This window comes from Rhodococcus sp. IEGM 1305, assembly GCF_030058635.1.
In the GTDB taxonomy this organism is placed as follows: domain Bacteria; phylum Actinomycetota; class Actinomycetes; order Mycobacteriales; family Mycobacteriaceae; genus Rhodococcus_F; species Rhodococcus_F opacus_D.
The window spans coordinates 472,772-486,789 of the sequence record NZ_JASHKX010000003.1; the positions used below are offsets into that span (position 1 = coordinate 472,772).

General features: G+C 63.8%; 14 protein-coding genes and 1 pseudogene. 10 read left to right on the forward strand and 5 right to left on the reverse strand.

The window, feature by feature from the left end:
* Positions 1 to 2: 2 nt before the first annotated feature.
* From QM693_RS08860 to QM693_RS08875, 4 genes are all read left to right on the forward strand, one after another.
* On the forward strand, positions 3 to 1,007 hold the full coding sequence (locus QM693_RS08860) for a Gfo/Idh/MocA family protein (RefSeq protein WP_283352035.1): 1,005 nt from the start codon (positions 3 to 5) through the stop codon (positions 1,005 to 1,007).
* Positions 1,004 to 2,032 carry an amidohydrolase family protein gene (locus QM693_RS08865; protein ID WP_164062493.1) on the forward strand — a complete coding sequence of 343 codons (1,029 nt, stop codon included), beginning with the start codon at positions 1,004 to 1,006 and terminating at the stop codon, positions 2,030 to 2,032. The genes QM693_RS08860 and QM693_RS08865 overlap by 4 nt, the downstream gene beginning before the upstream one ends.
* A 108-nt stretch (positions 2,033 to 2,140) precedes the next feature.
* Positions 2,141 to 2,419: a hypothetical protein gene (locus QM693_RS08870; RefSeq protein ID WP_164062492.1), complete on the forward strand. Its 279-nt coding sequence runs from the start codon at positions 2,141 to 2,143 to the stop codon at positions 2,417 to 2,419.
* 191 nt (positions 2,420 to 2,610) lie between these two features.
* Positions 2,611 to 3,756: a hypothetical protein gene (locus tag QM693_RS08875; RefSeq protein ID WP_283352036.1), complete on the forward strand. Its 1,146-nt coding sequence runs from the start codon at positions 2,611 to 2,613 to the stop codon at positions 3,754 to 3,756.
* Between the two features lie 65 nt (positions 3,757 to 3,821).
* Here the strand turns inward: QM693_RS08875 and QM693_RS08880 are convergent, their stop codons facing one another.
* The 3 genes and pseudogenes from QM693_RS08880 to QM693_RS37810 all read right to left on the reverse strand — a co-directional run.
* Positions 3,822 to 5,117 carry an MFS transporter gene (locus tag QM693_RS08880; protein ID WP_164062490.1) on the reverse strand — a complete coding sequence of 432 codons (1,296 nt, stop codon included), beginning with the start codon at positions 5,115 to 5,117 and terminating at the stop codon, positions 3,822 to 3,824.
* Positions 5,107 to 5,562 carry a FadR/GntR family transcriptional regulator gene (locus QM693_RS08885; RefSeq protein WP_283352037.1) on the reverse strand — a complete coding sequence of 152 codons (456 nt, stop codon included), beginning with the start codon at positions 5,560 to 5,562 and terminating at the stop codon, positions 5,107 to 5,109. Before QM693_RS08885 ends, QM693_RS08880 begins: the two co-directional genes overlap by 11 nt.
* A 92-nt stretch (positions 5,563 to 5,654) precedes the next feature.
* Positions 5,655 to 5,912, reverse strand: a pseudogene (locus QM693_RS37810) (FadR/GntR family transcriptional regulator); the annotation flags it as partial.
* Between the two features lie 384 nt (positions 5,913 to 6,296).
* Between QM693_RS37810 and QM693_RS08890 the strand changes: the two are divergent.
* The 6 genes from QM693_RS08890 to QM693_RS08915 all read left to right on the forward strand — a co-directional run bounded on the left by QM693_RS08890 (position 6,297) and on the right by QM693_RS08915 (position 11,888).
* A complete protein-coding gene (locus tag QM693_RS08890) occupies positions 6,297 to 7,250 on the forward strand; it encodes a PDR/VanB family oxidoreductase (protein ID WP_283352038.1) in 954 nt (317 codons plus the stop codon).
* Between the two features lie 218 nt (positions 7,251 to 7,468).
* Positions 7,469 to 8,599, forward strand: coding sequence for an LLM class flavin-dependent oxidoreductase (locus QM693_RS08895; protein WP_283352039.1), 1,131 nt, complete (start codon positions 7,469 to 7,471; stop codon positions 8,597 to 8,599).
* A gap of 32 nt (positions 8,600 to 8,631) precedes the next feature.
* Complete coding sequence (locus QM693_RS08900) at positions 8,632 to 9,144, forward strand: flavin reductase family protein (protein ID WP_164062486.1); 513 nt, start codon at positions 8,632 to 8,634, stop codon at positions 9,142 to 9,144.
* A complete protein-coding gene (locus tag QM693_RS08905; protein ID WP_164062485.1) occupies positions 9,141 to 9,890 on the forward strand; it encodes a 3,4-dihydroxy-2-butanone-4-phosphate synthase in 750 nt (249 codons plus the stop codon). Before QM693_RS08900 ends, QM693_RS08905 begins: the two co-directional genes overlap by 4 nt.
* On the forward strand, positions 9,890 to 10,942 hold the full coding sequence (locus QM693_RS08910) for a TIGR03619 family F420-dependent LLM class oxidoreductase (RefSeq protein WP_283352040.1): 1,053 nt from the start codon (positions 9,890 to 9,892) through the stop codon (positions 10,940 to 10,942). The genes QM693_RS08905 and QM693_RS08910 overlap by 1 nt, the downstream gene beginning before the upstream one ends.
* A gap of 49 nt (positions 10,943 to 10,991) precedes the next feature.
* Positions 10,992 to 11,888 (forward strand): SDR family NAD(P)-dependent oxidoreductase, encoded by an 897-nt coding sequence (locus tag QM693_RS08915; RefSeq protein WP_283352041.1) that lies wholly within the window; start codon positions 10,992 to 10,994, stop codon positions 11,886 to 11,888.
* A 57-nt stretch (positions 11,889 to 11,945) separates the two neighbouring features.
* Here the strand turns inward: QM693_RS08915 and QM693_RS08920 are convergent, their stop codons facing one another.
* Positions 11,946 to 13,355, reverse strand: coding sequence for an MFS transporter (locus tag QM693_RS08920; RefSeq protein ID WP_283352042.1), 1,410 nt, complete (start codon positions 13,353 to 13,355; stop codon positions 11,946 to 11,948).
* Positions 13,352 to 13,843 carry a MarR family winged helix-turn-helix transcriptional regulator gene (locus tag QM693_RS08925; protein WP_283352043.1) on the reverse strand — a complete coding sequence of 164 codons (492 nt, stop codon included), beginning with the start codon at positions 13,841 to 13,843 and terminating at the stop codon, positions 13,352 to 13,354. The genes QM693_RS08920 and QM693_RS08925 overlap by 4 nt, the downstream gene beginning before the upstream one ends.
* Positions 13,844 to 14,018: the final 175 nt, after the last annotated feature.

Consider the following 14,018-nt stretch of genomic DNA (forward strand, 5'->3'; position numbering starts at 1 on the left):
ACATGCGTTTCCACGCCCCTCGCAGACTCGGAATCATCGGTGCCGGCGTTGCCGGCGAGTTGATGTCCCATGCTGTCCTACGCAGCAACCGGTTCGTGCTCACCGGCCTCGCGGACCCCGATCCGGATGTTCGAAACCGAGTGTCGGCCGAATGGGGCTGCCCGACCTTCACCGATGCCACCGAACTGGTCGCCTCCGGAACAGTGGACGTGGTGTACGTCGCGACGCCGACAGCGCACCACCTGGGCGCCGTCTCCGCCGCGGCCGCGGCCGGTGTGCACATCATCTGCGAGAAACCGTTGGCGACCACCGCCGCTGACGCACGTGAGGCTGTGGATTGCGCACGCCGTGCCGGGGTGAGCCTGCTCGTGGGCCCCACTCTGAGCTATGACACCCGCTATCGGGTGCTGCAGCAGATCGTGACCGCCCGTCGGCTCGGTGACCTGCTGTCGGTGCAGGCGACCTCGTTTACCGATTGGCATCGCCGCCGGACTCGTACGGCGCACGACCTCGATGCAGCAGTGGGCAACGGTCTGCTGCTTCGGCAAGGGGCGCATCAGATCGACATTGTGCGACTGATCTGCGGTGGAGACGTGCGCGCGGTTTCCGGAGCCCTCCACGGCGGTGTGGGAGGCGCCGAACAGGGATTCTCGGCGCAGCTGAGTTTCGCCAACGGAGTACAGGCCAGCGCCTACTACGACGGTTCCGGAGCTGTACCCGAGGCGGACGAGCTGTTCGCCACTTTCACCGGTGGTGGCGTTCGAGTCCACCCCGGTGGTCTGCACCTGCACGCCGACGGACAACTGACCGACCTGCCCGTCGACCCCGCAACCTCGGTCTGGGATCAGGCGCTTGTCGAGATGGACCAGACGCTCGACGGCCGGATCCCGATCCACGACGGGGAGTGGGGGCTGGGAACCCTTGCCGCGTGTCTGGCCATCTATGAAGCGGCGGCGGCCCACTCCATTGTTTTCACCCACCAATCGCTCTACCAGGAGAAGTCATGATCATCGACTCCCACGCCCACTTGAACGCGCCGCCGGAGCTGTACGCGTACCAGGCCGCGTTGCTATCCTCCCGAGGAGGCCAGGGCCGCAACGGATCCGGTGTTACCGATGCGCAGCTCAAGGAGTACGGCGACCGCACGCTGGCGGTGATGGACAGCGTCGGCACCGACGTCCAACTCATCTCACCGCGTCCATTCCAGGCATCACATTCGGCGACCCCGTCCAAGGTCGTGCACTGGTGGACGGCGGAGGTGAACGAGGCGATCGCGCGCCAAGTCCAGCAGTTCCCCGGCCGCCTCGCCGGCGTCGCCGGACTGCCCCAGGCCTACGGGGAAACACCCGAGAAGTGGGCGGGTGAACTGGAAAAGGCGATCAAAGATCTGGGGATGGTCGGCTGCCTGCTCAACCCGGACCCGTCCGAGGGAAGCGGCTACGTGCCCCCGTTGGGCGATCCGTGGTGGTACCCGCTGTACGAAAAGATGGTCGAACTCGATGTGCCGGCACTCATCCATTCCGCGAGCTGCCAGAACGGTCGTGAATCGTACAGCGAGCACTTCATCACCGAGGAAAGCATCGCTGTGCTCTCCCTGCTCAATTCGGAGGTGTTCCTACGCTTCCCGACGTTGAAGATTGTCGTCTCACACGGCGGCGGCTCGGTCCCCTACCAGATCGGGCGCTGGCGGGCGGCTCGTCTGCACCCCAAGTTGCGGACCGGACAGGTGCTGCAGGAGTCGTTCGACGAAAGTTTGCGGCGTCTCTGGTTCGACACCGTGTTGCATGCGCCGCTGGCGCTGGAACTGCTGGTGCGGACCGTAGGAGCGGACCGGTGTTTGTTCGGTACCGAAAAGCCAGGAAGCGGTAGTGCTCCGGATCCCACGACCGGTCGCGACCTCGACGATCTGAAGCCGGTCATCGAGGGCTTTGACTTCCTCGACACGGCCGAGAAGGAAGCCATCTTCTACGGCAACGCTCTCTCGCTCTACTCTCTTCCGGCATTGGATGCCGCTGTCGGTTCTGCTCGCTAAAGGCAGTCAGCAATGACTGCCGTCGTGGCGGCCTGACCAGGCCGCCACGACGGCGCACTTGTTATCACTGGTCGTCCTCGGGCCCAACAACCAAGGAGGTGGCGGAACTTGAGCAACAATCGTGGCAAGAGAAGGATCGAGTCCCGTCCGGACCACATCACCGAGATGATCGAACTCGCTGCGAAGTGGGTGGCCTTCGGCGACATCCCCACGGAAGAGATCTGGGTACGTTTCGGCATCGACCGTGTCACCTTCGGCTTCCGCCTCCTTCGTGCTCTGGGTTCCAGCTTCGTCCGCTACCCGGATCGGTCGCGCATCGTCGCCTTGGCTATACGTCTCGCCCGCCTCGACGACCGCCAATACGAAACCGCCGGACGGCGGGAATGAGCGGGCAATTTGCGCACCAGTGGCGGGCGACACCCCGCCGAGTGGCGAATAGAGTGGCATAGATCACTATCGCTGGAGGTAGCGCGGATGTTCACTATCGACAACCGAAACCCATACGCCGCCGAGCCCCTGTTCCGCACGTCGTCCCGCCGGTGGGCGGAACCGACCGGAACGGTCGACGGCGGGATCGCGTGAGCGGCGATAAGGCCGACACCGCGGAGCCACGCGCGGAAGTCGGCCGGATGCGTGAGTTGCTCGGCCGGGTTGATGGTATCGACACTGACCTCAACGAGACGTTACGCATCATCACGCAATTCGATGGGCTGATTCGGAGACGAGTCGGCATTTCGGCGCTCATGCGCGCGGCAGCGAATCTCACCGGTTGCGCTGTGGGAGCGGTGTATCCCGCACATCGGTTGGTGCGCCGCGTGGATTCACGCGGCACCCCGATCACGCAGATGCCCAGTGCCGAAGAACTGGCGTTGTGGACACGGCGCCCATTGGGCGACCTAGACGGGGGCGTGGTGTGGGTGGAGCGGAACACCGAGACCAATATCAACGACGAGACCGTTCTCGATCGGCTGGCCTCGTCGATTCAGATCACGATCGACCGCACCATGGGCACAGTCCCAGACCACGCCGGAGCACTCGAAGCGCTCCTCGACCGCGAAGCGGCTCTGGGAACCAAGTTGGCGATCGCCCGCCGCCTCGGCCTGGAGGCCGGCTCGAAAATCTATCTGATCGTAATGCCAGTCATCTCTACCGATCCGCCGCCGACCGGGGTGACCCACATCGATGCGGTGGTCGGCACCCGGTTCGGAGGTGTCCGCGCGATCGTCGCGGGAGCGGACTGTCCGCAGCCAGTCACCGGAACCTGCGGAATCGGTGAGACCGTCACCGTCGAGAGACTCGCCGACTCCTTTGACCAGGCACTTGTCGCACTCCGGCTTTCGCGTGCGGGTGAGGCGGTGACTTATCGGGACCTCGGTGCCCTCTCGCTACTGGTGCGAGCTCACGACGCGAGCCCTGTGCCACACCCCGACGCGATCGCGATCGGCACAGCGACCGCGTCCTCGACCATCGCTCGCAGGGTGCTCGAGGCGATGGAGCTGAACACGACGGTGCGGGCGGCCGCGCACGAGCTGGGACTGCATCATTCGACCGTGCAGGCTCACTGCGATCGTCTGGAGAAAGAACTCGGCTACTCATTCCGAACTGCTCAGGGGCGGACCCGCTTGGCCCTCGGCCTTGCGTTGCACCGGCTGGGACGTGATGTCTTCGATGTCGAAACGTCCCCAGACGGCAGTGAAAGACGAGGACGGAGCGATGACGTGTAACGCCAGGTGGCTCACGGCGGCGAGGAGCTCGACTCGGAGTCCACCCTAGTGGCAAACCGGATCGACTACGGCGATGCTGGTTTGGTCCTTAGAGCCCCATTGTTTCCGCGGTCCTGCAGCGGTCTGCGCCGTCGGTTGACCCCCAACACGATCGCGGCCACCACGATCGCCCCGACGCCGCCGACCGTCATGGCCGCGGTCGGTCCGAAGAGGTCGGCGAGGGCTCCTACAAGGACGCCACTGACCCCTTGCATTCCGATGAAGAAGGCGGAAAACAGCGACATCACCCTCACCCGGTAGCGCGGATCCGACTGAATTTGCAATGTCGCGTTAGCTGTTGAGGAGAAGACCTGATCCGCAGCACCGAGCAAGACCAAGAGCATTGCCAGGACGGCCATACCTGAGGTGAAAGATGTAGCAGCGACCACGATTCCGTAACAGAGCGCGGAGACTGCCACCACCCGCGTCCCCGTCGGCGCCAAGGTCGCCACCGTCAGTGCGGAGAGCAGGCTGCCCGCGCTCAGTGCGCTGAACAACAAACCAGCTGAGGACGCTCCCGTGCTCATGCGTTCGTGTGCGAGCAGGGGCAGCAGAACAGAATAGTTCTGCAACAGCAGTGAGACCACCGCCGTCAGTACCAGCGGCCACCGAATCCCGGGGTCGCGTAGAGCGTAGCGGAACCCGTCCAGCGCGGACGCGTGTGACGACGTCTCGGTTGTTTGTGTTCCGGTGACGGTTCGCTCGGTGTGCAGGTCCCGGGTTCGCATCAGGGCAAGTGCGCCGAGAATTACGAGGTAGGAGAGTGCGTTGGCGAGGAAGCACCAGGACAGGCCCACCGTGGAGGCCAGCAGCCCCGCGATCGCCGGGCCGACCAGCCGCGACGTCGTCATCAGCGTCGAATTGAGCGCAACTGCATTTGCCACTCGTTCGCGGCCAACCATCTCGAACACGAAGCTTCGCCGGGCAGGGTTGTCTACTGGCTGTACGAGCCCGACGCAGGCAGCCACGGTCAACGCCAACGGAACTGTCAGAGTGCCGATCGCGGACATCGACCACAAGATCGCCGCCAGTGCCGCTTGTACCGCCTGGGAAACGAGCAATACATTGCGGAGCGGCAACCGCTCGAGCGCTGCACCGATCCAGGGAGCCACCACCAGTAGCGGCAGATACATCAGTAAGGTCACCATGCCGAGCGCGACACCGCTGCCGGATTCGTCGAGGACGAACAGGGCCAGTGCGAGGGTCTGCATCCACTGTCCGGTCGCGGAGACGAGTTGGCCCACGAAGAACAGCCGGAAGTTGCGTACCCGCAGTGACGTGAACGGGCGCCGGGCACCCGTTCGTAGGGTGTCAGTTGGCAATGTCGCGCCACCTCACGGGTTGCCGATAGATGTCGGGAAAATGGGTCCTGACGTACTTGTGGAACTCTCTGATGTGCTGGCGCATGGCCCAGCGGGCACCCTCCGCGTCGTGTGTACCAATGGCGTCGGCCACGGCCGAGTGCGCACGCAACACCGCTTCTCGGCGCTCGATGGGGTAGCTGATGCCGAGGGGCATCCCGTCGGTGATCGCGTGCAGCGACGAGACCAACAACGCGAACATCTCGTTGTCGGCCGCAGCGGCGACGATGTCGTGGAAGCGGTCGTTCTCGGCGATGAAATTCTCCTCGTCGGCAAGGAACGCTTCCATGCCCCGCACCGAATCGACGATTTCCTGTATGACATCCTCGGTTGCGAATTCCGCTGCTCGACCGGCCAGTTCGGGCTCGAGCAGCTCGCGTGCGTCGACCAGTGCGCTGAACGGCATGGACCGAAGCGGAAGAACAACCCGAGCATGCTGGCGAGGTCGTGGGCATCCGGCTCCGCGACGATGGGACCGCCCTGTGGTCCGGCCTTGACCATGATCACGCCACTCATCTCCAGGAAGCGCAGCGCCTCGCGCAGCGTACCGCGGCCCACGTTGAAGCGAACCAACATTTCGCGCTCACGGTCGAGGCGGGTACCCGGGCGCAACCTGCCGGTGGTGATGTCGTCGACGATGTGCTGAGCGATGGACAGGGCAGCCTTGTACGCGCGCCGTGCCGTCGGCCGCCTCCGTGGCTGCCGCTCTGTTTCGGGCGGACTATCCAGTCCGTGGTCGTTCACTTCGGTGATCATGGCCACTCCATTCTCCACGACGGTCCTATCATTATGCTAATTGGTTTCAGGCGGGCGCGTGGGTCGCGTCCGGTGGCTGTCCCACTCCCGCTGCGCGCATCGGCTGGTGTGACGGCGATAGAGCCTGTGACCTTTGGATTTGGTTCTTTGGTGTACCGCGAGTCGCCCCCGCGCCAAGCTGCGGTGTCGACCGGCGGTTATCCGTCGCTTTGGCGATTGACCCCCTCGTATCCCATTATTAGGCTATTCATGAGACCAACGTGATGCCAACCACAGAGGACACCATTCGTTACCTCCGGCACACGGCGGCTCGTCACCACGTTCGACCAGGAGGTCCAGGTGCTTATGGCAGGCGCTGCGACGGCTGAGCTCTACTTGGCCAGAGTGATTCAGGTTCGTTGGGAAGCCGAGAAAGTCATTTCCCTGCAGTTGGTTCGCGACGACGGATCAGATCTGCCGGAATGGGCGCCGGGGGCGCACATCGAGGTCACGCTACCGTCGGGGCTGATTCGCCAGTACTCGCTGTGCGGCGACCCGTCGGATCGCAGTCAATACACCATCGCGGTGCTCCGCGAGGAGAGCGGCCGAGGCGGATCTGCCGAGATCCACGACTCGGTCATGGTGGGGCAGAAGCTGTGGATCCGGGGGCCTCGGAATCATTTTCCGCTCGAGCCTGCCGAGTCGTACGTCTTCATCGCCGGCGGCATCGGCGTAACACCGATATTGAGCATGGTGCGGGAGGTTGCCGGCGGGCAGGTGCCCTGGTCCCTTCATTATGGCGGCAGGTCCTCGGAGACCATGGCGTTCACCCGAGAGCTGACCACGCTCGGCGCTCGGGTGGATTCGGCGGTCCACGTGGTCCCTGAGGTCGATTCGGGACTTCTTCCCCTGCGGGCGATCCTCGAAGGCGTCGGCGTCGGTGGCGCGGTGTACAGCTGCGGGCCGACGGCCCTGCTCGATGCGCTTCGTGCCCTTGCGGCCGAGATTAGGCCGGACGTGTCCGTTCGCTTCGAGCTGTTCGGGGCTCCCGCCTCCGGAAGCGATGAGGACGTCGACGCGGCCCGGCACGATCGCCCCTTCCGGGTCTGGCTGGCGCGCAGCGATCGCACCGTGGAGGTCGAGGACGGCACGACGCTGCTCCAAGCCGTTCAGGCTGTCCGACCGGAGGTCCCGTACTCCTGCGAGGAGGGATTCTGCGGAACGTGCATCACCAAGGTGTGCGGTGGTGCGCCCGTACACCGAGACACCGTGCTGACCGAGCAGGAGCGTGCTGCGGGCGAGACGATGATCATCTGCGTCGGCAGCTGCGCATCAGACGAACTCGTCCTCGACCTATGAACGGCTCTGTAAAACGTTGTGTCGCAACAAAATAGTGGAATGTGACGATTGACACAGTGAGTGTGTGCCCGTAGCGTTCGCTGCAGACGACCACCTCGGCCCACCACGTCTCGGCCGAGACATTTCGTCAGCATCTCGAAGCATCCAGGCCGTGCCGCCGGACGCGTTTCGCCTCACCATCTCTCGACCCGCAACGGTCGCCGACGAAAGACGAAATCATGACCACAACCCGTGCGGACTCCCTCCGGGAAGCCGGCAACCCCGTCTACAGCGACCGCAAGCTGCGGCTGGGCACGTTCTCGACGAACCTCCAGGGCGGCTGCGCCATCTCGACCATCGACGGGGTACTGCAAGCCGAATGGCCCAATACCATCGAACTTGCGAAGCTGGCCGATGGCATGAATTTCGAGGCGGTCGTGCCGGTCGGAAGGTGGCGCGGATTCGGTGGTCCGTCCAACTTCAACGGGGCCGGTTTCGAATGCTTCACCTGGGCTGCGGGTGTAGGTACCGTTACCGAACGCACCGGTGTCTTCGCCACTTCTCACGTCTCCACCATCCATCCGGTGATGGCGGCGAAGCAGGCGGCCACGATCGATCACATCACCAATGGGCGTTTCGCGCTAAATATCGTCACCGGGTGGAACACGCCCGAGATCGAGATGTTCGGCGCCCCGCTGCTCGAGCACGACAGGCGATACGACCTGGCTGCCGAGTGGTTCCAGATCGTCAAAGCCCTGTGGACCAGCGAGGACCCGGTCAATTTCGACGGCAAGTACTTCCGTGTGGTCGATGCATCGATCGCCCCTCATCCCATCCAGAAGCCGCACCCGGTGGTCATGAACGCCGGTGGTTCGGCTGCGGGACGTCACTTTGGCGCCAAGTATTGCGATGTCGTGTTCATCGCACCCAAATATGACATGGAGGAAATGGCAGAAGAGGTCGCCGCGTTCAAGCGGCTGGCACGTGAAGAGTACGGCCGCGAGATCATGGTGTGGACCAACTCATACGTGGTCCAAGACGAAACCGAGAAGGCTGCCCACGCATTTCACGACTACTACGTCGATGTGAAGGGTGATTGGGAAGCGGCCGAGAACCTGGTGTCAACATTGGGTTTGAATTCACAATCCATCCCACCGCAGGCTCTCGAGAAGATCAAGCGCCAGTTCATCGGAGGCTGGGCCGGATTCCCGATTATCGGTACCAGCGAACAGGTCGTGGACACTCTCGGCAAGCTGACCGACTGCGGATTGGATGGTGTATTGATGTCCTTCCCGCGATACATCGAAGACATGACGCGATTCCGAAACGAGACCTATCCGCTCCTCGTCGAGGCCGGTCTGCGCGGATAACGTGCTGTATGAATGGCGATAGGGAGATCGAGATGAGCACTACTGCCGTCGAGAAGCCGATCGACGAAAACCTCTTCCGGGAAGCGATGGGAAACATCTGCACCCCCGTTGCGGTGGTCACCACCCGTGACTCCGCAGGTGAACCGTACGGGACCACCGTCAGCGCCTTCTGCTCCTTGTCCATGGCCCCGCCGATGATCCTGATCGCCCTCGACCGGGCATCCGGCCTCCTCGCAGCGGTGCGGGAGCTCGGCGCGTTCGGCGTGAACATCCTGTTGACCGATGCCGAGGATGCCGGAAAGAAGTTCGCCAGGAAGGGCAAGGGAGACTTCACCTCCACCGACTGGCACTGGCACGACGGTGTTCCGCGGCTAGCGTCGAGCACCTTCTTTCGGTGCACTACGGCCGATCTTCTCGATGGGGGTGACCATCTCATCGTCACCGGACTGGTCCATGCAGTCGGGCTGGGGGAGGGCGCCCCCCTGACCTACCACCGACGTACCTTCGGCACGCATGCCACGGTCAGCGGAACGTTGGGCCGATGACCCGGCTCCGGGTTGCTGGCCAGCGCCCTATCGACGATCCGGCGACTTGGCTGGCCTGCGGTGGAGCGGTCGTCGCTCTCGATTCTCGCCGAAACGAGGGATTGATGGTGTTCGGGGCGGCATACGCCACCACCGACCTGATGGCGTTCGCTGTTCGGCACGGCACCGGGTATCTGCGAGTCGCGATTTCACCGGACGTTGCGGACCGACTGAACCTGCCGCCCATGCACAACAGCTTCCGCCAGTCAGGTCAGGGTGGTTTCACAGTGTCCGTCGACGCGAGATATGCTGTAGGCACCGGTATTTCGGCGCACGACCGAGCCTGCACCGCACGTCTGATCGCGGACCCGAACGCGCAGCCCGATGATTTCACGCGACCGGGGCACCTCCTGCCGGTGGTAGCGGGACCGCGGGACGGTGACGGTGAGTCGGCGGTCGCTTGTCAGGCGCTCGCACTCGTGGACGCGGCGGGGCTGACCGCCGCCGCGGTTTACAGCGAGCTCGTCTCTGTGCAGGATCCGACCACGATCATGGCCGCCGACGAGGCCGGGGCGTTTGCGCGCTCCGTGGGTATCCCGGCCATTTGGATGCCGAATACTGACCCGCAACACTCGCGATCGAGGAATGGACGTAACACGATGAACGATCGCCATGTCGGCGAAAACCCGGCACCGGTCTTCCCGCGGACTCCGTCGGGCGGCCAGCAGCCCGCCCACCTCGCGGCCGTGGTGCCGATCCTCTCGTGATGTCCAACCCCAGCACCGATCCCGCCGGCCACGGAGCGACCGATGGCGCCATCGGGCGATCACCATCCAACCAAGACGTCCCGTCAGACCCTTCCCGATCAGGCGAAGACCTGACCCCGAGGTTCGGCTTTTTCACACCGATCGTCCAGCCGATCAACCTCCAGTCTTGGGAGGACACGGCGGAACCGCAAGACCTTGCCAGAATAGTGACAGGGGCCGAATCGCTCGGCTACAACTATGTGACAGTCGGGGATCATGCCGCCGTCGCCACCACGGAATCGGCCCTCTACGGGAGCCCACGCTTCTTCGATCCGATCGGCACCATCGGCTACCTCGCCGCGCTGACCAGCCGTATCCGATTCGCCACACACGTCTATCAGATTCCACTGCGCAGCCCACTGATCACCGCCAAGGCCTTCGCGACACTCGACGTCCTCTCCCACGGCAGGATCATCGCGGGCTTCGGAGTAGGTCGGCGTGAGTACGAATCCCACGCCGCTCGCGTTCCATTCGGGCATCGTGGCAGCATTGCCGACGATTACCTCAGGGCAGTCCTCGCGTTGTGGGATGGCGAACCCACCTCCCAACACAGTCAATTCGTCGACATGGATGACCTGGTCTGTCTACCGAGACCCGCGCAGAAACCACGTCCGCCAGTGTGGATCGGCGGCGATCGCCTCGTCGGTCTGCGCCGTGCGGTGCGGTTCGGCGATGCCTGGACACCGTGGGCCCTCACACCCGACCAGGTCACCGCAATGGTGGCGCGGCTAGCCGATGCCCACGAAGCGCAACTGCCGCCGGGATTCCGAATCATCGTTCCATTGGCTCCCCTCGGAGGCCGCGCGCCTCGAGGGCAACCGCCGGCCCCCAGCATCGAACACGGTCGTGAAGCTACTGAGAAGTGCATCGAGCAAATGGCGGGATGGCGCGAGGCCGGCGCCACCGAGTTCCTGATCGATCTCCCCAGCCCGAGCCTCGAAGCGCTCGAAGACGCGATGTCTTGGTTCGCCGCCGAGTTTATCGACCATCCAGCCGGAGTACCGGCAACGTAACAACGAAAGCAGGAAGATTGTGAGCACAGATGGACCACTCGTCGGAAGAGTGGCAATTGTGACCGGCGCCGGCCGCGGCGTCGGGCGAAGTGAAGCATTGGCTCTGGCAGCGGCGGGTGCCAAGGTAGTCGTCAATGACGTCGGCGTCGACAGCGACGGTGTCGGGTCCGCGCACGGCCCCGCCGACGAAGTGGTCGACGCCATCCGCAGCGCCGGTGGCGAGGCGGTGGCCAGTTACGAATCGGTCGCCGACTGGGCCGGAGCGGGCCGGGTGGTCGACACCGCGGTCGATCAGTTCGGCAGGCTCGACATCGTGGTGAACAACGCCGGCATCGTTCGGCAACAGATGATCGAAGACATCACCGAAGAAGACTTCGACGCGACCATCGCAGTCAACCTCAAGGGCACGTTCGCCATCTGCCGCCACGCTATTCCCGTTCTGCGACGAGCCGGGTACGGGCGCATCATCAACACCACGTCGAACCAGTGGGCGGCCCCGCTGGGGAACGCACACTACGCAGCCTCCAAGGGCGGAGTCACCAGCCTCACCTACGACCTGGCCTGGGAACTTCAGCACGACAAGATCACGGTCAATGCCATCGCGCCGTTTGCGGCCACTCGTATGACACAGGATGCGAGCGATCGTGACGCCGCCCTCATCCAGCAGGGAGTGATGAGCGCCAAGCGAGCCAAAGCGAAAGAGGCCCGTACTGATCCGGAACTGACCACTCCCATCGTCCTCTACCTAGCCTCCGAGGCTGCGTCCGAAGTAACCGGCTGCGTCTTCCGCACCGGTGGCGGCAAGGTGGGTCTGTACACCCATCCGGTCGAGTCACGGACGATCTTCCGTGACGAGAACACGGGCCCTTGGCCGTATGACGACCTCGTGGATTTGCTGCCCCGGAGCGTCCTGTCCGCAGGCTCGAAGGCTCCGCACATTCAGTGATCGCCTGAAACATCGATGGGCGGTACCGCAAACGCGGTACCGCCCATCAGATTTGCTCTACTCACTCGGAAGGGGCGAGCTGCCCAGGCGACGTAGGCCCGTCGCGGTGAGCACCGCAAGCACGAGCGCGAGCGCGATAAGGGCGACGACAATCGAATGCAAACCAGCGTCCGTGGCGTTGTCACCGAACGAGACACTGATCAAACCGGACGACAAGATCGCACCGAGGTACATGAACGTGCGCATCAGACCGGCGGCAACCCCGACGTTTTCGGCCGGAGCCTGACGGTACAAGGCGGCCTGATTGCCGATCATGCCCAGTCCAGACATGATGCCGAAGATCGTGGGAACGACGACCAGTACCCACATCGGTGTATTCGTCGTGAAGGCCAGCAGACTCGTCGTACCCACTATCGCCGCGGCCGCAGTCACGACCAGTGACGACCTGATCATGTTCCGCCGTGCGAATGGCATCGAGATCACGATCGCGATCACCGACATCGGCAGCATCACAAGTCCGGTCTGTCCCGCCGACAGCGCCCGGCTTTCCACAAGCCACTGGGTCAGTCCGAACAGGATCGTGTAGTTCAGCAAAAACGTCACCGCCACCCGGACGTATGTACCGCTCAGGGCGCGATTACGCACGATCAACCGGACGTCGATGAACGGTTTGCCGACCCACATTTCCCACACGACGAAGCAGATGAGCAACACACCACACAGGCCGACGGCAACCCAGTTCGGGTGCTCGAGGTTGCCGAGGACGTACAGCAAGCTGGCGATCGTTCCGGCGAACAGGATCAACCCACCCAGATCGAGATCCCGAACGACCGACGACCATCGCGCCCTCTCCGTTCTCGGATCCCGCGGCACCCACACAAGGGTCAAGATCAACCCGATGACCGCCAACGGCAGGTTCATCACGTACGTCACCCGCCAACCGCCGATGGCAATGAGAAGCCCTCCCAGCGGCAGTCCCACCGCCGCGGTCACCTGACCTGCGATAGCCAGGGCGCCGAGAGCACCTCCTGTCCGGCCGGCCGGACGTTCCAGCGACCACGCCCGGATGATCATCATCGCGGTGGGGTACCCGGCGGAGGTGCCGACTCCGAGCACCACACGGGCGGCAACGAGCATCGGCATGTTCACCGCGACCGTACCGAGCAACCCGCCCAGCGCGACAAGCACGAGCCCACCGAGAAACACCCGTCGCGGTCCGAACACTTCGGCGAGTTTGCCCATGGCAGGTTGGCCGATTGCGCTCGCAAGATAGAGCGCCGCAACCAAACTCGCCGTAGCAGCCGACCCGACGCCGAAAGCGCGTCCCACCGCCACGAGTGTGGTCGCGATGACCGAACTGTTGATCGGATTCAACGCCGAGCCCAACAGCAACGGAGTGATCAAGCGCCAACTCGGGGTCTCCGTCTGCACGGGTTTGGGCTGCTCGGTGTGCACTGCCGGGCTCACAGTGCAGCCACCCTGGAGCGGCCGGCGCGGCGAGCGACCGGTGGGACCTCACAGTCGGCGAGCCGATTGAGGACGTCGACCAGCACCGGCAGTACGTCGTACTCTTCCGGGCGTAACACATGATCCACGGCGGCGGTCAACCACGCATTGCGCAGTTCGAGCACTGACTGCAGCACCTCTCGGCCCATTTCGGTAGCTGCGATCAGCATTCGGCGGCCGTCCTGGGGGTCCCGGTGCCGGACCAGGAGTCCCTCCTGCTCCATCGGGCCCAGTACCGCGGCCATCGATTGCGGACGCATGGACTCGGCCGCGGCGAGATCACTGGCGGTGCTCGGCGGTCCGTGCACAATCCGGTCCAGGGCGGACAGCTGGCTCCGACTCCACGGAGAGTTGTCGAGCCCGGACTCGGACCGAATGCGGCCGCGTAGTCGCTGGATGGCTAGATCGAGATCAACGGCCGCTGACGAGCGACCCGAACCAGAGTTCATAAGCAAAACTATACAGTTAACCTGAGCAAATTTACGAGACAGATTTGTCACAGCAGCCCCCTGTGGATCCGCCTTGAACGGATTCGACTCTGCTGAATTATCTGCTGAACAACAAGATTGAGCTCCGAACCCGAATGGGGTTCTCCGAACCCGAATGGGGGAGGGGGCAGCGGGA